This window comes from Candidatus Acididesulfobacter guangdongensis, from assembly GCA_004195045.1.
In the GTDB taxonomy this organism is placed as follows: Bacteria; SZUA-79; SZUA-79; order Acidulodesulfobacterales; family Acidulodesulfobacteraceae; genus Acididesulfobacter; species Acididesulfobacter guangdongensis.
In genome coordinates, this window is record SGBC01000004.1 from 179,156 (window position 1) to 199,753 (window position 20,598).

Here is a 20,598-nt window from a genome sequence, read left to right on the forward strand (position 1 = left end):
ATTATCAATATGTATCTCTATTTAATATTATTATCAATATAATTCTATATTATTTATATTTACCCGTTGATAGCGGAAACAAAGTGCAGCGAAGCTCATTCTCTGCCTTTAGGCATATGGACAAAAAATAAATATAAACTAAACAGAGCAGAGGATTCATGAAACTAATCATCGCCGAAAAACCGTCCGTAGCTAAAGCCGTGGCTTCTTTTTTAGGCTCTTCCGTCCGCGGAAACGGATATTTCGAAACTAAAGATTATACTATAACGTTCTGTTACGGTCATGTTTTGGAGCAGCTTGGTCCGAAAGAATATCTCGGCAGACCCGTCAATATAAACGACGCTCCGCTGATACCCGACAAATGGCGGTTAAAAGTAAAAGAGTCCGCTTCCGTTCAGTTTAAAATTATTAAATCGTTAATAGCAAAGGCTTCGGAAATAATAAACTTGGGAGACCCGGACAGAGAAGGGCAGCTGTTAGTAGACGAACTTATCGAATACTGCGGTTATAAAGGACCGGTCAAAAGATTATGGCTGAACGCCTTAGACGATGAATCAGTCGCTAATTCGTTTAAAAAACTTGAAGACAATTCTAAATATATTAATTTTAAGAACTGCGCTTTAGCCCGCCAGAGATTAGACTGGCTAATCGGTTTAAACGCCTCTATCGTTGCCACCAAAAAAACCAATCAGCTGTTATCAATAGGAAGGGTTCAGACCCCCACGCTGTCTTTAATAGTGGAACGCGATTTAAAGATAGAAAACTTTAAGCCGCAGGATTTTTACGAAGTCTTCGTTGATATAGAACATGCAAAGCCTTTTACGGTTAAATGGATTAAAGGCGATATTAAAACGGACGAAGAAAACCGCATTACGGATAAGCAGGCTGCCGAGAAATTAGCCGGTCTCGTAAAAAACACTGCAGGCAAGGTTATCAACTTTGAAAGCAAGAAAGGAACTTCTAAAGCGCCTAATCCGTATAATCTTGCAAAACTAACCAAGGACGCTTCGGCTAATTTCGGCTTTTCCGCCGATACAACGCTGAAATTAGCCCAGAGTTTATACGAAAGGGCTTTTGCTACGTACCCCAGAGTTGACAGCGAGTATCTGCCTGAAGAACAGTTTGCCGGCAGTAAAAAAATACTGATGAACTTTAATTTGCCCAAAATAATAGATTTTACCAAGAAACATCCGGCATGGAACACAAAAAAAGTTGACGCTCATCACGCTATAATCCCGACGGTTAAAAAAGCGGCGGGACTGAGTGAAGACGAACAAAACCTATATAATTTAATAGCAAACAGATTTATTAATCTGTTTATGCCGGAACAGGAGTTTATAACTAAATTAATAGAAATGGATATTAAAAACAATATATTTTCGGCTAAAAAAAAGATAATAACCAATCCCGGCTGGTCAGACGAAAAATCGCAGGATGATTTGCCGAACGTAAAAATAAACGATATTTTAAATACGGCGGGTTCGAGAATGGAATCCAAACAGACCACTCCGCCTGTGAGGTTTACGGACGGAACTTTAATAGCCGCAATGGCTAATATTCATAAATACGCCGAAGACGACAAAGACATAGAAATATTAAAAGAAATAAAAGGCATAGGAACAAGCGCCACGAGAGCCAATATAATAGAAACTCTTATAAAGCGCGGATATATAGAAAGACAGAAAAAAAACCTTATTTCCGTTGATTTGGGAAGAAAGCTGATAAGCGATTTAAAAGGCGGCGAAAATATTAAACTGCTGACTTCCGCTCATTTAACCGCCGATATGGAAGAAGAGCTGAAATTAATAGAAAAAGGCGAAAAAACAATAGACGAAATACTGAATAAAGGCATAGCAACGACTAATGAACTAACAGCAAGCCTTAAATCTTTGCCTTTTTCCATTAAAGGCGTTCCGTATAATAATCCGAACGCGCAGGTAATCGGCAAATGCGGGTGCGGAGGAGATATAACGGAATTTTCAAAAGGATATAAGTGCGTCAAGTGCGGAGCTATTGTATGGAAAGAATTTTCAGGAAAAAAATTATCAATTAGAACCGCCGTAAGTCTTTTGAATAATAAAACCGTTTCGCTGAAAGGTTTTACGTCAAAAGCGGGCAAAAAATACGATGCCGTTTTGCGTTACGATTTTGATGCAAAAAAAATAGCGTTTGTTAATAACAAATGACTAATGTAAACTTATTAGAGATTACGGACCAAGCAGGAGTGGGATTTGTTTATTAATAGCAAATGACCAATATAAACAAGAGGCGATAAAATATGCCGGAGATACAAATCTTCATAATTAATAATTTTTTTTGTGCTATAATATAAAAGTAAAACTAACGTATATAAAATTCACTATATAAAACTAAATATTAAATAATATTGAAAATGTAAATGTAAATATAAATATAAATATAAATGTAAATATAAATATAAATATATTAATATTAATTAATACAAAAAATAAATCGGAGCCAAAATCATGAAACTTTTAAATAAAGCAGTTTCTGCAGCAAAAAATGCTGCAAGAGCTTTTAATAGGTTGTTCTATAGGTTTTTAGTTAAAACTCCGGCATTAAATTCGGGCGTATATATGCTTAAATATAAAAAACATATTATTTTTCTTACCATTTTTATGTTATTTGCGTTTAACCTTAGCGGCTGTGCAACATATCGGACACCTTCAGCCTATTCGGCCGGTTTTATAAGCGTATCAACCCCAAGTTTTGCTTTTTCTTTCGGACAGGGGGTTAATGCGTATTATTATCCGCCTTTTCAAACTTATATTTACGGATATAACGGGTACTATTACAGATGGTTTAATAATAGCTGGGTTTATGCAAGCGCTTATTCGGGTCCGTGGTTTCAACTGCCCCCGACCTCTGTTTTGCCGCCTCCGCTGCTTTATGGTCCGCCTCCGCCTATAGTCACTTATAGACCTTATTTTATGTGGTGGAGAAGAAATATTGGACCGTGGTACAGAGTATATCATCCGGGGTGGTGGGTTAGACACCGCGCATATTTGAGACATTATGACTTGTGGCGTTCTCATGCAGCGAGGTTTTATGCAAACCATCCGTTTAACAGATGGAAGATGAGAAGAATCTTTAATATAAAACGCAGAGAAAGAGAAAAATATTTCCGAAGAAGAATGAAAGCATACAAACGCAATCAAAATAACAGGCGCAGATTTTATAGACATAGACATTAGAAAAAAACTATATATATTATATATATAATTATACTATGGCAGCGTATCGGCAAAGAAATGGCAAAACTGCAGTCTGATGCTGATACGCTACACTTGTTTGTTGATATAATTTTTTAAGTTAACATAAATCAAAAAAGAATAAAAATGTCTGGTATTCTTATTTTCGATACGGAAACTACCGATGCTTCAGAACCTGTTCTGATAGAAGCCGCAGGTATTTACGTAGAAGGCAGTCCATTTGATAAACAGCATAATGTATTCACTCAAAGATATAATCCTGAAAAGCCTATAAGTTTTGGAGCTATGGCTACGCATCATATATTAGATGAAGAGCTTGTCGGCTGCCCTAAATCTTCCGAGTTTAAATTAAACGCTAACGTTAAGTATTTAATAGGACACAATATAGATTTCGACTGGTCTGTTATAGGCAAACCGCCTGTAAAGAGAATAGATACGCTTGCTATGGCAAGAGCCGTTTATCCTGAGTTAGATTCTCACGGTCTTATAGCTTTGAGCTATGCTCTATGCGATGCAAATAAAAGAAAACAGTTAAGAGAAGTATTAAAAAACGCTCATAGTGCTCTAACAGATGCCAAATTATGTTTAAGCGTTTTGAGAAATATTTTGCAAAAAATGGATTTGCATAAATGGTCTGATATTTATGCTTTTTCGGAAGAATCAAGAATACCTAAGATAATGCCGTTTGGAAAGCATAAAGGCATTGCCGTAAAAGCTCTCCCTGATGATTATAAAATATGGTTAAGAAAACAGCCGAATATTGACGAATATTTATTGAAGGCGCTAAATGCTGCTGAATAAAAATAAATAAATGAAATGATTAAATAAAAATTAAATAAAGCTAAATAAAATAAAATAAAATTAAGTAAAATCAAACAAAACAAAATAAAACTAAGTAAAATTAAATTAAATAAAATCAAATAAAATAAAGTTAAAATAAAACTAAATGCAATAACTAAATTTTAACGGCTGCAAAATAATTATTATTATGATTATGGACTTATTTGAAGACTTTTATTTAAACATTGAACTTTTTCATCCCGAAGCCGTTATGCCAGTCCGCAGTATTAACGGAGACGCCGGATTAGATTTATGCGTTTGCGAAAAGACCGTCTTAAGACCTAATGTTTTAATTAAAGCGCATATAGGCATTAAAATAGAGTTTCCCATAGGCTACGCCGCTATTATAAAAGAAAAATCAGGATTGGCTTTAAAAGGCATTGAAATTAAAGCCGGTGTGATAGACCACGAGTATAGGGGGGAAGTGATCGTGTTAGCTAAAAATAAATCAATGGCGCCTATAATATTAGAAACAGGAAATAAGATAGCTCAGATGTTAATAATGCCGGTCTGGACAGGTAAGCCCTTGCAGGTAGGAAAAGTAAATAAAAATACCGTAAGAAAAGATAAAGGCTTCGGTTCGACCGGGGAATAGAAAGATAAAATTAAGCTTAACATATTAAATTGAATTAAATTAAATAACGAAACTAAACTAGTCCGTATTTTTTTTAAAGTATAACTGGTAAAAATTTCAAAAATACGATATATATAATAAAGACGGAAGCAATTTAATAAAAAATTATATTTACAGATTGGTGCAATATAGTGAGCAAAAAGATAAATGAGATGTTTTCTAGGATATATAAAAAATATGATTTTATGGACCATATTTTAAGCTGTAATGTGGATATTTTCTGGAGAAAAAAAGCAGTAAACGAAACCCTAAAAGGTTTAAAAAGTCATAACAGCTATAAATTGCTTGATGTCGCATCGGGAACAGGAGACCTTGCAATTGAAATAAAACGTGCTGCCGTCAAAAAAAAGCAGGGTGAAGATATAGATATAGACATATATGCTATAGATTCAAACAGCGATATGCTTAATGTAGCCGTTAATAAAGCAAAAAAGATGAATTTGCCCATACATTTCAAAGTCGGCGATGCCCTGGCAATTGATTTTCCTTCCGACAACTTTGATTTACTTACAAGCTCATTTGCATTAAGAGATTTTGACGATTTAGAGAAATTCATTCAAGAGGCAAATAGAGTATTAAAAAAAAACGCGAAGATTGTGCTTATGGATATGTCTGATCCAAAAGGCAAATTTTCTAATCTGTTTTTTAATCTATATGCAAAAATTATGATTTTAGAAGATTCTTTAGTAGATAAAGATGCTTATTCATTTTTGATTAACAGCATACGTTCATTTGATGAGCAAAGATTAATAAATATTATGAAAAACAAAGGTTTTAAGAATATAAAGGTTGCCAAACTTTGTCCGTATGTAACTTTTTTATTGACGGCTGAAAAAGATAAATGAGTGTTTTGAAGAAAGAAAGGAAAAATTTGAACGAATGAAAAAATAATATATAATTTTTAAATCAACATTTTTAATAAACTAAACAAATAAATATAACTTCAATAAATATAAATAAATAAACAAACAAACTAACTAACTAAATAAATAAACAGGAGACTATTGTATGAAAAATATTGAAATGAACGTTGCCGGCGATGTTTTAACAATTAAGGTTGATCTTTCCAAGACATTCGGCAAGTCCAGCAGCGGCAAATCAACTATTATCGCTTCTACGGAAGGCAATGTATCAGTGCCGGGCAAGGAGGAAGTAAAAATCGGATTAAACGTTTATACTAAGTAAAGTTAATAATAACAATAATTAATTAATTTGAGGAAAAGGTAATATAAACCGTTCTTAAAAATGATGTTTGTCTGTTGAAATAATAAGGAACCATAAAATAATTTTATGTTTCTTTATAAATAAATTAATTTTAATTTAACACAATAAACTGATTTTAAAGACCGGTTTTATTTAATTTGCAAATTTATTTATTGTTCTATTATCCGTTTACTTTATGTATACCGTATTTTTGCATCGCATAAAGCCTTATAGACTATGCTCGTTTTTGTCTAGAATCCCTAGTTTTTAGACATGGGGAGTATGTCAATCACTCCGTAACTGTGGATTAAGAAAGTTTATATACTAAAATTTCATCCTTCTTTTTTATTTTCAACCCGACACTTCACCGCTTTTTTATTGCAAATGGAACTTATTCAAGTTATTAATTTATTTTAAAAATAGATTTAAGCGATTTCTCCCCGTCGTTCTTTCCTGAAATGTAAGATAATAATTCGCAAACTTATAGTTTAAAGCTTACATATACGTAGTTATATTTTACATATTAAATATTATTTGTTTACAAAATGTATATATTCCACTTCTTTTCATAACAATATTTATAGAGTAAGCTCTAATTATTATAGAATGGTCATAAAATATAAAAAAATATTGGTTTAATATTTTTTTAGCAATATTAACCTTTATTCTATAATTTAAAACTTTTAATATTAATAATTCATAAAATATACGGGTTAAAATATTACAATAAATATTAAAAAATATATTGCATATAGAGATAATATACATACATTTGCTGCATGGATTGTTTTTTATATTATAGCTTAACCACACTAACTTAATTCACTATTCATTAATTTAATTTGGAAAAAAACAGCAAAGAGGAGAGAGGGTATGAACACATTTAACAGGACAGAAAAGCGAAGGTTGAATCAGCCGAGCTTGAACCAAAAATACGTATTTTTTATTTTGGTTTTTGGATTTATTGCAGTTTTAAGTTTTGCGGTATTGCAGATAAAAACGTCTTATGCGTCGGGACAATCCGTATTAACGGGAGGAAACGTTAATCTTTACGAAAACCCGGCAACCGGCGAAGTATTTTTAAAATCGGGCGCGGGAAGAGTAAAGATAGGAAAAAAAATGACGGATAAACTCTTTAAAACGAAAAGCGCCGAGTCTTCAGACATACCGTCCATGCCGTCATGGCTGAAAAATATTCAGCTTCACGCCCTTATCTATATGGGATACGGGTATTTTACCAATACGGGCTTCAGCGGTCAGATGCAGCTTGAAGAAGAACCGCCTGCAACCGGTAATAACGGATATAACGCTTTTAACGTCAACAGGGGATATTTAATATTTATTTACCAGCCGAATAAAAACTGGTTTTTAAAGATTACGCCTAATATAGTTAAAACGTCAAATTCCGGAATAACGGGAGGAAGCGAGTTTTACCGTCTTAAATATGCATTTGTTCAGTTCAACCATGTTTATAATGCAAACGGGCTTACGACAAATATAAAAGTAGGTCAGTTTCCGACTCCTATGGTAGCATGGGAAGACGGACTTTTAGGATACCACTTTGTTGAAAGAACCCCATGGGGATTTTTAGGTGTAACATCTACTCAGGCAGGTTTAGGCGTATCCGGCAAATTCAGAAATGACGGTAAGATATATTTGGCGTATAACGCCGGTATTTTTAACAATGCGGCTTTTCATAATTCCGAAGAAGCAGACCAGAAGAGTCCTCAGGTAAGGTTAAGCTACTACCCGTTCGGCGCATCTTCAAATTTAAACGGTTTAGGCGTAAGCGGGTACTATTCATGGGGAATGAACGACAGCAGTTTTGAGCCGTCCGTGTCTGATGCAAGTTCTTCAAATCTTCCGGTTACAAGGTCGTCTTTGATTCTTAATTATAAAACGGACAGATACAATATTGTTCTTCAATATGATTATGCAAGAAATTTAACATATCCGTTAGGCGGAGGACCCACCAGTTTCGGAAACAGCGAAGATGCCGGAAGCGCATGCTCTCCCATAGGCGAATATTCCACTTCAGAACCAAATACAACTTGTAATCCTAACGGCTCTTTGCCGTTCAATGTCGGTTTGCCGTCAAGCGTGACAGGCGCGATTTCAAATAATAGCGAGCACGGAGTAGACGCTTTCGGATATTATAATATAACAAATAAAATAGGCGTATTCGGACTTATTCAGGACTGGTTTATGCAGCCTAATGCCGGAACTCCCGTTGCAAGCAGCGGTACAAGTAATTTATACGAAAGTCCTTATAATTTTCAGAGACTCGTAATAGGCGTCGGGTATAAACTAAACAATAATATTCAGCTTGCATTAGACGACCAGAATTTCAGATTCTTAAACGACAGCGCCTATAGAAACGCTCCTGAAACATCGCCTGCGTATATTAACTATGGACAGTGGATGGGAGATACTAACGCAATATTCTTAAATGCGAGGATAGCGTTTTAGAAATCAGGGCTTTATATTAATAAAAAATAATAATAGCGGTAATAAAACTTTTACAAATGAATTAATAAAAATTACAAATTATAAATTATAGATAGGCAGAGGTTTTTCTTTATCTCCGGCAAGGAACGCAAATATACGTTTCAGTTAATGTGAAGATTAATTGAAGCGTATATTTGTTATTTTTTTATCTTTTTCTAAATGTAAGCTAATTACTTACAAACTAATATTTATATCCTACATATTAAATCTAATTTGTCTACAAAATGTATATATTCTACCTCTTTTTATATGACAATAACTATTATAAGCTTTAATTAAAGGGGAAATGTAATACAAAAGGAAATATTAAATCTAAATTTATTATGATGTTAATTTAAAAATTTAAAAAGGGGAATTAAAATGAAGAACATTAGAAATGGAATTATTCTCAGTGTTATTCTGTCTGTTTTTTATTTATTTTTCATTGCCGGCAGTTCTGCTTTTGCGCTATCTGGCAAGGCGGTATTTAAATCAGCAGGGTGTATAAGCTGCCATACAATTAACGGCGCAGGAGGCAAGATTGGACCAAATTTGAGTAAAATCGGCTCTAAACGGAATATTGCATGGTTAAGAAGTTTTATTTATAATCCGTCTAAGTATTTTGCCCCCGGCAGTTCAGTTAGTTTAAACGGAAAAACCTACACAGTAATAATGCCTCCTTTTAGCAGAACCTTATCTAAAGCTAAATTAGATGTTCTAACGACATATTTAGAATCATTAAAATGATTTACTTTTTATGACGGTAGGTTTTTTTGATAGCAAAATATAATTGCGTAATATGTTTTCATATTAAGCTGATGATTTAAAACTAATGATTTAAAACAAAATAATAGTTTAATTAAAAATATTTTTAAATTTAAATGAGGGGGTATAAGATGAATAAGACGAAAAAGTTCATTTTTATTACGGCAGTATCTTTTATACTTTGTTTTTTTAGTGTCGGTTTAGCTTTTTCAATGCCGTCGGGACCTAAGCTTTTCAAGGAGTATTACTGTATTGACTGCCATACGCTGGGTCATCAGGGAGGAACGGTCGGACCTGACCTTTCTAAAATCGGCAAAACCAAAAGCCTTGCGTGGATTAAAGCTCAGATATTTCATCCAGGCAGCCATTTTCTTTTAGGTACTAAAACTAAAATTAACGGAAAAATGTATCTTGTCAGGATGCCAGGTTTTAAGACTATACCGCCTGCCGTTGCAAATAAATTAGCGGAATATATTAAAACTTTTCCATCACGGAGACAGAATTTTAGTTATAAAATACCTAAAGGATTGAAATTGTTTAGAGAAGATAATTGTGTCGCATGCCATACGATAAACGGTGTAGGCGGAAAAATAGGTCCAAATTTGTCTCATATCGGAAAAACGAAAAGTCTTTCATGGATTGAAACGCAGATAATAGATCCTAAGGTTCATTTTACTTACGGAGTTCCGACGACTATCAACGGTCATACTTATCTTGTGATAATGCCTACATTAAATAAAATCTCATCGTCACAATTAGACACTATCGCTAAATATCTTGAATCATTAAAATAAAATTGAGCAAGAAATATTTGTTAATTTGTTTATTGTAAGAATACAATTAAATAGCAGAAGAATAATCGATAGTATAAGGATTTAAACACATAGAGAATGGAAATATGTAGTAACTGCGGATATGTGTTGACTAAGAACAAATTAATAAGATAAAGAATGTTCTTAGTCCTCTAATTAGTACGTGCCGGATATCTATGCTATGCTGCCGTCATATGGCAGCAATCAATAAAGCATTAGAGATTTTTACGGCGAAGTGCTTGTTTTCCCCCCGTGCACTTAGTTATTTATTTAGGTACCGGCGCGAACTAATTACCTGCGTTATTGTTAATAATTTAATTTTCCAATATAAATCATAATTAATTTATTAGTACTTGATATAAATAAATTAAATATTATTTTGGCTTTATTTATTGCAATAATTGAATTAACAACTATAATTTATTATACATTTTTATACCAATGCATAATTTGTATGATAAATTCTATAAGTTGCAATTTAACATAATCGATTGTAGTTTATATTTTATATTAAAATTATAACAATATAATATGTCATAACTGTCAGTACTCTAACTTCATTGCTACAGCAGCTGCGGAAATCTTTGTATGTTTACAAAACTAATCTTATTATTTAAAAATATTTTTGAAAAACTGTACAGTGTTTCCCTGCGTAATAAAATAATAAGTCTTATTATACTTATAACTTTGCTTATAGGTTTATTTACCGTAACTTACACATATTATGTTTTTAATAAAGAAAGTAATTTGCAATTAAAAGTTTTAAGCAAAACTTTAGCCGAAGATTTATCCTACCAGTCTGTACATTACATAAAAAAAAATAATATAATTAACTTAATGAAAGTTATAAGAAATATGCGGTACCGCAATAAAGATATCCGTTATATTTTTATAGAAAATAATAAAGGAAAAGTTATTGCATCAACGTTTGAAAATGGATTTCCTCTAAAATTATTAAAAATTCATAATGATAGATTTAAAAAAATTTCGGTAGTTGAATTAAAAAATATGTACGGTGGCGTATGGGACACCAGCTATCCAATATTAAAAGGTAAATTAGGTGTTGTAAGGGTCGGTATCTTAACGAAATATTCCAGGATAATTGCAAATTCATTTATTGGTTCATTAGCAGTTGTAATTATTCTGATTATATTTATTAATATTATTATTTTTAGCACTCTTATAACTTTCATTACTAAACCTATTGTTAAACTTACAAATGGATTAAAAAATGTTGGAGGCGGCGATTTAACGGTGGAGTTGGAAGAAGTAAAGAATAATTATGAATTGAGTGAAGCAATACATGCTTTTAATAAAATGATTAAGCGATTGCGGGATGCCGAAACAATAAAACTGGAAAAAAGCAAATTAATGAAAGAATTTACAAAAAAAATAATGGATGCTCATGAAGAAGAAAGAAAAAGAATATCAAGGCAATTGCATGATCAAATAGGGCAGATTTTAGCGAATATAAAAATTAGATTAAAAATTCTTGAAAATTCTGACGGAATAAATAATAAAATTAAAAATGATATTAAAATACTAAGAGATAACCTATCGAATGATATTGAATTAGTACATAGCATGGCTAAAAATTTAAGACCTGCAATAATTGACGAATTAGGGTTATTCAATGCAATTAATTACTATATAGATGATTTTGTCAAAATTTCAGGAATTAAAGTCAAATCTGATTTTATAGGACAAAGCAGCTGCTGCAGACTTCAGCCTGAAATTGAAATTGCAATATATAGAATTGTGCAGGAAGCGCTCCTGAATGTAGTTAGCCATTCCAAGGCAACTTTTGTCAGAATAATCCTTGAATGTAATAAAAATGAATTCAGAGGCGTTATAGAAGACAATGGTATCGGATTTAATTATAAAAAGGGCAATGTTGAAAATTTAGGTCTTTACGGCATGATTGAAAGAGCAGAATTGTTGAATGGCAGGCTTGATATTAAATCGGAGAAAGGAAATGGAACGACTATAACGTTCAATGTTAATTATTAATTAAATAAAGACGAGGGAGGGACTATCTTGAATTATAATTACAACATAGTGATTATAGACGACCATAAAATTTTAGTTTCCGGTTTGCATTTGCTTATTGAAACTCAAAATGATTTGCATGTTGTAGGGGAAGCTAATAATGGAGCATCGGCAATCAAAATCGTTCAAGAAAAGAAACCGGATGTTATATTGCTTGATATTTCTTTGCCAGATATTAGCGGACTTGATTTAATTGCAAAATTAAAGAATGTTTCTCCCGATTCAAAGATATTAATACTTACTATGCATGATAATCAATGTTTTTTGCAGATTGGATTTGATAATGGAGCAAACGGATTTTTAGTTAAAAAAGCGGTGGATGAGGACCTTATATATGCGATAAAAACTGTTGCAAGAGGAGAGAACTATATTCATCCTTCTTTGCTCAATAAATTTATTAAAAGGCATGAAAATAAGATTAATTACGACAGCAACGAAGAACTGCTCTGGAGTAGTTTAAGTGCCAGAGAGCAAGAAGTTCTAATCGGTATAGCGCATGGATATTCTTATAAAGAAATAGCCAAAAAAATTTTTATAAGTGAGAAAACTGTTGCTACATACAGATACAGAGGCATGGAAAAGTTATACATCAAAACTAAATCAGAACTTACGGATATGGTTTTAAAATTAAATTTATTTTTTAATGAAAAGTTATAGTGTTTTTAAATTTTAATTTTAAGGTATTATTTTATAATCTGTAATACATTCCCCTACAATTAAGTTTTTATCTTACAAAATAAATATTCTTTCATTACAAAATGTATATGTTTCGCCTCTTTTTACTGAGCTTTATTTATAATAACCTTATAAGTATATCGTTTAGTCATATTGATTATACTTACATTAAATTTTATTTATTATAAACAGTAATTGTTTGGGATACAAGATAAGCAAAATTAAATGTAAAAATTAAGATAATTTTTATTAAATACTTAAAGTTGCATTAAGTTAATTAATTTTTATGAAGGGGAGTAGGTACAATGAAGAAAAAAACAAAAGTTGTGGGGGTAGTTGTAGCTGCAGGAATAGTGCTGCTTGGAATATTTGTTGTTCTTTTTGGTTCCGTTCATCCTAAATTACCTTATTATCAGCCTTATTCGGGAAAACACTTATTTGTGACCGAAGCGTGCATTACGTGTCATACAATTAATAACGGACATATGAATTTTAATCTTACTTATATTTCGCAGATGCATACCGTTAGTCAGCAGGGTGGTTCGCTCGGACCTAACCTCACTTACATCGGGCAGCAATGGAATCTTGCATGGCTAAAAGAACAAATAATCGACCCTGAGGCTCATTTTACAGACAACACAATGCCGTCTTATAGGACAATGTCCGCACAAAAATTAGATAAGCTGTCCGGATATTTAGAATCGTTAAAGTAGCAGTAAATAATAAAATTTAAGATAATTATTTTTAGTTGTAAATTATAATCTAAGCGGTATTTATTAACGTTAATTAATATTTTCAGGAGAACAGCTATTATGAATAAGAAAACTAGATTTTTAGATTCAATAATAAAAATATCTGTCGGTTTATTTTTTTTAGTTTCTATTTTTATTATTCTTGCTGCATATTCTACAAAGGCTGATGCAAATTCTTCTATAAGCGGCGCAGCTTTATTTAAATCTAAAGGATGCATAGCATGCCATACTATTAACGGAAAGGGAGGAAAAGTAGGACCTAATCTGTCTCATATAGGTTCTAATAATTTAAGCTACCATTGGATGAAAAAACAGTTGACAGACCCCGCAGCACATTTTAGAAACAATATTATGCCTTCTTTTAAAAGTATGTCGCCGGCAAAGATTAAAATACTGGTAAATTATCTGGAAAGTCTAAAATGATTTGATATTTAAATTTTTGTATTTCTATTTATTTATATGTTTTCTTTCAATGAATATATTTGTCGGCAATTATATTTTGTATGTTTTTAACCATCATATTTCATGTATTTTGTTTTTTATAACTTTTATTTAACTGTAAAAATTATTTTTATGCTTTATGGAGGTAGATATGGAGAATAATGCAGGAACTGAAAATAAACAGATAAAACAAAAGAAGAAGGCTAGAAGGAATTTTTTAGGCAAAATAATTGGGGGCGGAGTCGCAATTATTTTTGGTTCTGCCATATTATCTAAAAAGGTTTATGCTGAAAAAACGGCATCCGTGAAAAAAATAGAAACTAAAAGAAAGCTCATGAAAGTTTCAGGCGAAACGCCATCCGATTATGGTCAAAATCTTCCTAATCCAAATACTGGGAAAGTTACCGGTCCTCTAAAAAATCACAGATGGATGTCATGGCTGAATCCTACGACATGGTTTAAGGATGGATGGGTAAGATGGTATGTGATGGAGCCTTATCTGAAATTACCGATATGGCATGAGCGGTTTTACGAAATTAAAAAAAGTAATCCCAGACACCATTGGGTTATGGTTATGGATTTGCGCAAATGCGTCGGATGTCAATCCTGTGTCGTTGCATGCAAAAGCGAAAACAACGTTCCCGTTGGAGTATTTAGAACAGTAGTAGATGTTATGGATACAGGTCATATGGAGAAAAATCCGAATGGGATAGTAATTACGGATGAAGGTAATTTTTCACCTAACGTTAAAAAAGTTATGCTGCCGAGGATGTGTAATCACTGCGACCATCCGCCATGTGTAGAGGTTTGCCCTGTAAAAGCAACATTCAAGAGGCAAGACGGCCTTGTATTGATTAATTTTTGTGAATGTATAGGATGCGGAACCTGTATTCAGGCTTGTCCTTACAATATGAGGTTTTTTAATCCTGTTATGCATACGGCTGATAAATGTACTATGTGTGTTGACAGGCTAGACCAAGGTCTTGAACCTGCATGCGTCATGTCATGCGTCGGAAGAGCAAGGGTGTTTGGTGATAGACTCGATCCAAAAAGCGAGGTTTCAAGACTTTTAGCAAATTTTTCTACTTCAAGGCTATTGCTCTCTATGGGAACCCATCCGCAGGTCTTTTATATAGATCTTGACGGCAATCTCACGGAAGCGACGAACCCTAAAAAAGTTAATATGGCTTACACATATTCAATGGATTTTCAGGGAACGGCTTATGAAAAACTAGGCGGCAAGGTTGATATGCCGTATGTTGAAGAAACAGATAAACCGTTTGAACACAGACTGTGATAATTTACAAAATCATTAAATTAATTAAATTGTTGATTTAATATTTTAATTATTGAGGAGTATATTATGTTGCTTTATACTAACGAGTCGTATGGTACTTTAGAAACTATTTATTGGGGGCTGCCGATAGTAATTTATCCGTTTCTTTCCGGTCTTCTGGCGGGTTCTTTTGTTGTCGGCGCTCTCTATCACCTTTTTCATATAGAGAAACTTAAACCTATTGGCAAACTCGCGGAAATAGCTAGTTTCGCAATGCTTTTGTTAGCAGCGATGGCTCCATTAGCTGATGCTTTGCAGCCGCAAAGAGGTGCATGGGAACTTTATTTCAGAGACCATTTTCCATATTCGCCTCTTGCAATGTTTATCGTAATATGGACCGCGTTTTTTATTGCTTTTTTGTTTGAAATGTATTATCTTTTCAGAGAAAGCAATATAAGAAGAATAGAAACAGATAAAGGAATAAGGGGAAAAGTTGCAAAGTTTTTGATACTCGGCAATTCCGATTTGTCTGAAAAAAGCATAAAAAAAGACCACAGAGCGTTGTGGATATTATCAATTGTTGGAATAGGACTGTCAATTTTATTTCATGGTTATATAGGATTTCTATTCGGTGCGGTTAAAGCAAGACCGTTATGGTCAGACCCTGATATACCGCCAATGTTTATCACATCTGCCGTAGTTTCAGGTTTTGCTTTCGTAGGATTGTTATATATAATAGGCTTCAAATGGTTTTCGAATAAGAATAAAGTTGAACCTGACACTTTGGATGTTCTTAATAAGGCGACAATTTTCGCAATATTTGCAGATCTTTTTTTCGACCTTATAGAGTGGCTTTTTTCGGTACGTTCGTACAATTCCAGAGAAGTGTACGATAGCTGGCATGCTGTATTCAGCTGGGGAGGGCATGGTCCTTTATGGTTTAACTATCATATTACGCAGATAACGCTTGGGCTTATAATTCCTGCATTGCTATTTATTATTTCTAAAAAAATTAGAAGATCGTGGTTATGGACGCTGATAATAGATGCTTTTATTACTGTCGGCGTATGGGAAATGAGGTTTGATACGGTTATAGGCGGTCAACTTGTGCCTAAAATAGGGCAGGGGCTGATTAATTTATATATTCCGTTCTTTGGTTATGACGGCTATTTGACGGGTATCGGGTTATTTGGACTTGGAATTGTCATATTATTTGTTTTCGGGTATTTTTTAGGATGGGAAGATGAGCCTGAAATGATTGACAATAAAAAAATTAAGGAGGACTTATAATGTCAATAAACAGAAGAGATTTTTTAAAATATTCAACATTCGGCGTTGTTTCTATTGCTGCTGTCGGCGGTTTAACGCAGTGGGCGGGCGGACTGTTTGAAAATATGACGGGTACTTATGTTTATCCCGGGAGACCCGAAACATGGCCCGGCGTGGAAATTAAATATTCAACGTGTAAACAGTGTCATAGCGATTGCGGTATTATGGCAAGATTATTCAAAGGCAACATTTTAAAACTTGACGGAAATCCGTATGACCCGCAAACTACGCAGCCGCATATAGATTATGATACACCTTTCAAAGAAGCGAAGGTTTATGTCGGAGGAACTTTCGATACCTCTAAACCTTATGTTGACGGAGCACATTCACTCTGCGCAAGAGGACAGGCGGGACGGCAGACAGTGTATGATCCATATAGAGTCTATATGCCTTTAAAGAGAGTTGGAGAAAGGGGCTCAAAGAAATTTAAAGTAATATCTTATGAACAGCTTATAGATGAAGTAGTTAACGGCGGCAATCTGTTTAAAGACGTGAAAGGCGAAGAAAGCAGGTCTGTTGAAGGATTTAAACATATTTGGAACAACGGTCAAAATAGGTATACTCCGGCTAATCCGGAATATCCAGACTTCGGACCGAAAACAAATCAGTATGTTTCTTACTGGGGAAGAGCTGAAGGCGGGCAGGGTAATTTTATAACGAGGTTTGCAAATGCCCTCGGTTCGGTAAATGCTATGCCTCATGTTTCAATTTGCGATTTAACGCATCATGTAGCTACATTCAGGACATTTCCCGGAACGAATATGTTAAAACCGGACCAGCCTAATTGCGATTTTCTTTTGATTTTTGGAGCAAATTACTATGAAGCTAACTTTCCTATGCAAACTCTTGCCCGCAGGTCTGCCGAGGCAACGGCAAGCGGCAAAAAGATTGTTTTTATTGACCCCAGAGGCGGAAATCAAATAGCTCATGCAGATTATGTGCCGATAAAACCGGGTGGCGACGGCGCTTTTGCAATGGCAATGATACGGTGGATATTAGAAAATAAAAGATATAACGAAAAATATTTAGAATTGCCTAATTATAATGCGGCAGCCAGGAATATAGAACCTAATTATTCAAACGCATCGTATTTAGTGGTAGCTGAGGAAAATCATCCTGATTTCGGTTTATTTTTAAAACCGGATAAAGGACCTCTATATAAAGCTTCCGACCAGTATGTGATAGACAAAGTTTCTAAAGCTCCTGCATTTGCATCTGCGACAGAAAGGGCAGAACTATGGCCGACCGGATTTTTATCTACAAAACCTGTTATCGTAAACGGCGTTGCATGTTTAACAAGTTTACAATATTTATGGAAAGAAGTTTCTTCTCATGATTATGAAGAATATGAAAAAGAAGCCGGCATTTCAAAAAATCTTATAAAAGATTTGGCTAAACAGTTTACTTCGCACGGAAGAAAAGCAGCAGCTGATTTTTACAGAGGACCGGCAATGCACGCAAACGGTTATTACAACGCAAGAGCCGTAGCGCTTCTAAATGGTCTAATCGGCAATATAGACTGGAAAGGCGGTTATATAAACGGCGGCGGTAATGCCGATTTTATGACGAACAGGTACGATCTGAACAAATGGCCTGATTTTGTCCCTGCAAGCGGGGTAAAAATATCGCGCGAAGGAAGTTTTTACGAAGATACTGATGAATATAAAAACAGGATTGCAAAAGGCGTATCTCCGTTCCCTGCTCAGCGTCCATGGTTTCCTTTCGGCGTAGGCATATGGCAGGAAATCTGGGGAGGAGTCTATTTTCAATATCCGTATGAAACTAAAATATTATTTCAGCATAATGCAAATCCTGCATATACCATGCCGGGCATGGGCGGAGCTAATGACGAGTCCTTGATGTGGATAAGAATGATAAAAGATTTAAAGAAGGTACCTCTTTTTATAGCGTCGGATATTATGATTTCTGAAAGTTCTGCCTATGCCGATTATATAGTTCCGGACGGAAGCTATATTGAAGGTTGGGGAATGCTGCCGGGTTATCCGACGTATCCGACATCCCGTATAGCCGTGAGACGTCCGATAATAGAGCCTGTAACGCAAAAAACAAAAGACGGTAGACCGATATGTATGGAGAATTTTCTTATTGATGTAGCAAAAACATTAAATCTTCCTGGTTTTGGAAAAAATGCGTTTCTTGAAGGCGGCGATTTAAACGAACGCGAGGATATATATTTAAAAATGGTTGCAAATATTGCTTACGACAGCAAACACCTTTTAAAGAAAGTGGGCAATAAATTTGTCGTCCAGGGACCTGTGCCCGATGCCCCGGCAAGCGAAATGAAAGTTGTCGGAGATTATATGAAAAAACATCCTAAAGCTCTCAAGGGAGAAGAATGGAAGAAAGCGGCATATGTTGTTTCAAGAGGCGGCAGATTTGAGAATTGCGATGTCGGATATTTACCGTGGGGGCAGCCTGAATGGGTTACGCATAGATGGGGCGAACTTAAAAATGCCGTTCAGATTTATGATGAACTTGTAGCTAAAACACACAATGCTATAACAGGCGTAAGGTTTAACGGTTCAATAAAGTTGGAAGGACCTAAAAATATGAAGGGAGAGCTTTTATATAAAATATATTCAAGAAAAGATTACCCCTTTATGCTTTCGACTAATAGACTGCCTATACATTCAAAATCTAAAACAATGTCTGACCCATGGCTAATAGAACTCTTGCCGGGCAATTTTATTGAAATTAGCGAGTTTGACGGAAACAGACTTGGCGTAAAAGACGGCGACCTCATTAAAGTAAGTTCTCCGACGCATACAAAAGGAATAGTGCACAGAGCAAAAATTAGATTCGCTTTACGGCCCGGGGTCGTCAGTTTTTCAATACCGTTCGGCAGATGGCTTTACGGTTCTGGAACATGGTATATAAACGGCAAAAAATACGACGGGGATTCAGCGAGAAATTCCGGTGTAAACCTTAATCCTTTGCAGCTGCTTGATGAATCTATTGCTGCAAAAGACGGATGGACAGTCGTAGTTGCAAATGATGTTTCAGGAGGAATGTCGCATTATAGCACCCCTGTCAGAATCGAAAAGGTATAAATTATTATAAATTTATATTATAAATTAATAAACGGCGGATTATAAATATTATAAAATTTATATAATATTTATAATCCAATGTTGATAACGAAATGATTACAGGGCATTTTTAGTATATCTTACTATATAATAAATAATTATTTTATTTATAAATATACCATTTTAGGCGTGTGAAAATAAATGCAATTCAATGGATGAATTTATATTAGCATTAACAGTTATAACTCTAAATCATATCAATATGATGTAATCGGGTATAGATAAATGCAAAGTCAACTTGTTATTAACGATTCAAAATCTGAAGAAAGGATATTTATATATAATCTTCTTTCCGAAGCTTTTGGGAAAAAACCTGAGAAAGAATTTTTAAATAAGTTTAAAATAGACGGTCTGTTTGAATTTTTAGATGAATATATAGGCGATAAAGAAAGCGTAAACCGGCTCGAATTAACGGTTGATGAACTTTTAGAAGATAATATAAAAATAAAAAACCTTGCCGACATTTACGAGAATATGTTCGTTGTACCTGCGGCAATTAAATTTATCCCGCCGGTAGCTTCTTCTTTTACCTGTATTGACGAAGAAAAGAAAAGCGGAGATGACAGTCGGCTTACCTTAGTTGATGAATTATCTTTTTTTTATGATAAATACAACGTAAAATTTATAGGCGGAGAAAAAGATAATTTTGTTTTTCATATTGACCACATATCCGCTATTTTTAATTTCATGGTTTTATTAATAGATTTAAATAATAAAAATCAATGCGGGTGCAAATTAGATATGCCTGCCGTAATGCATAATGATGAATCCGTATTTTTTAATAAATTTATATTATCGTGGACAGACAGTTTTTTTTCTGAGGTCATAAAATCAGACGCTTTATTTTATAGTCAAATTTCAAAAATAGCGTCTATTTTTTTGCGCAGCGAGTCAATTATTTTAACGCCGGTATAATAAAATTTTATTTTGTTCTTGTTTAATATTAATAATTAGCATAATATATAATTATTATAACATAAGAATAACTGATT

Annotated in this window: 16 protein-coding genes; all 16 read left to right on the plus strand. The window is 33.9% G+C overall.

Going from position 1 to position 20,598, the window contains the following annotated elements; all coding sequences use genetic code 11:
- The first annotated feature begins 158 nt into the window (after positions 1-158).
- The 16 genes from EVJ46_09415 to EVJ46_09490 all read left to right on the plus strand — a co-directional run bounded on the left by EVJ46_09415 (position 159) and on the right by EVJ46_09490 (position 20,521).
- Positions 159-2,186, plus strand: coding sequence for a type IA DNA topoisomerase (locus EVJ46_09415; protein ID RZD15728.1), 2,028 nt, complete (start codon positions 159-161; stop codon positions 2,184-2,186).
- Positions 2,187-2,486: 300 nt separating this feature from the next.
- Positions 2,487-3,215 (plus strand): hypothetical protein, encoded by a 729-nt coding sequence (locus EVJ46_09420; GenBank protein ID RZD15729.1) that lies wholly within the window; start codon positions 2,487-2,489, stop codon positions 3,213-3,215.
- A 144-nt stretch (positions 3,216-3,359) separates the two neighbouring features.
- Positions 3,360-4,034, plus strand: a complete 675-nt coding sequence (locus EVJ46_09425) for a 3'-5' exonuclease (GenBank protein RZD15730.1) — start codon at positions 3,360-3,362, stop codon at positions 4,032-4,034.
- Between the two features lie 187 nt (positions 4,035-4,221).
- Positions 4,222-4,668 carry a dUTP diphosphatase gene (locus EVJ46_09430; protein ID RZD15731.1) on the plus strand — a complete coding sequence of 149 codons (447 nt, stop codon included), beginning with the start codon at positions 4,222-4,224 and terminating at the stop codon, positions 4,666-4,668.
- Positions 4,669-4,859: 191 nt separating this feature from the next.
- Positions 4,860-5,552 (plus strand): ubiquinone/menaquinone biosynthesis methyltransferase, encoded by a 693-nt coding sequence (locus tag EVJ46_09435; protein RZD15732.1) that lies wholly within the window; start codon positions 4,860-4,862, stop codon positions 5,550-5,552.
- A gap of 1,231 nt (positions 5,553-6,783) precedes the next feature.
- On the plus strand, positions 6,784-8,379 hold the full coding sequence (locus EVJ46_09440; GenBank protein RZD15733.1) for a hypothetical protein: 1,596 nt from the start codon (positions 6,784-6,786) through the stop codon (positions 8,377-8,379).
- Between the two features lie 399 nt (positions 8,380-8,778).
- Positions 8,779-9,144 carry a cytochrome c gene (locus EVJ46_09445; protein ID RZD15734.1) on the plus strand — a complete coding sequence of 122 codons (366 nt, stop codon included), beginning with the start codon at positions 8,779-8,781 and terminating at the stop codon, positions 9,142-9,144.
- Positions 9,145-9,278: 134 nt separating this feature from the next.
- Positions 9,279-9,956 carry a cytochrome c gene (locus tag EVJ46_09450; protein RZD15735.1) on the plus strand — a complete coding sequence of 226 codons (678 nt, stop codon included), beginning with the start codon at positions 9,279-9,281 and terminating at the stop codon, positions 9,954-9,956.
- Between the two features lie 606 nt (positions 9,957-10,562).
- Positions 10,563-11,984, plus strand: a complete 1,422-nt coding sequence (locus EVJ46_09455; GenBank protein RZD15736.1) for a HAMP domain-containing protein — start codon at positions 10,563-10,565, stop codon at positions 11,982-11,984.
- 27 nt (positions 11,985-12,011) lie between these two features.
- A complete protein-coding gene (locus EVJ46_09460) occupies positions 12,012-12,680 on the plus strand; it encodes a response regulator transcription factor (GenBank protein RZD15737.1) in 669 nt (222 codons plus the stop codon).
- Between the two features lie 323 nt (positions 12,681-13,003).
- On the plus strand, positions 13,004-13,411 hold the full coding sequence (locus EVJ46_09465; GenBank protein RZD15738.1) for a c-type cytochrome: 408 nt from the start codon (positions 13,004-13,006) through the stop codon (positions 13,409-13,411).
- Positions 13,412-13,510: 99 nt separating this feature from the next.
- Entirely contained in the window at positions 13,511-13,873 is a 363-nt protein-coding gene (locus tag EVJ46_09470; protein ID RZD15739.1) for a cytochrome c, read from the plus strand.
- 505 nt (positions 13,874-14,378) lie between these two features.
- Positions 14,379-15,188 carry a 4Fe-4S dicluster domain-containing protein gene (locus EVJ46_09475; protein RZD15826.1) on the plus strand — a complete coding sequence of 270 codons (810 nt, stop codon included), beginning with the start codon at positions 14,379-14,381 and terminating at the stop codon, positions 15,186-15,188.
- 66 nt (positions 15,189-15,254) lie between these two features.
- Positions 15,255-16,457: a polysulfide reductase gene (locus tag EVJ46_09480; protein ID RZD15740.1), complete on the plus strand. Its 1,203-nt coding sequence runs from the start codon at positions 15,255-15,257 to the stop codon at positions 16,455-16,457.
- Entirely contained in the window at positions 16,457-19,567 is a 3,111-nt protein-coding gene (locus tag EVJ46_09485) for a molybdopterin dinucleotide-binding protein (protein RZD15741.1), read from the plus strand. The genes EVJ46_09480 and EVJ46_09485 overlap by 1 nt, the downstream gene beginning before the upstream one ends.
- Before the next feature lie 264 nt (positions 19,568-19,831).
- Positions 19,832-20,521 (plus strand): hypothetical protein, encoded by a 690-nt coding sequence (locus tag EVJ46_09490; GenBank protein ID RZD15742.1) that lies wholly within the window; start codon positions 19,832-19,834, stop codon positions 20,519-20,521.
- The last annotated feature ends 77 nt before the right edge of the window (positions 20,522-20,598 follow it).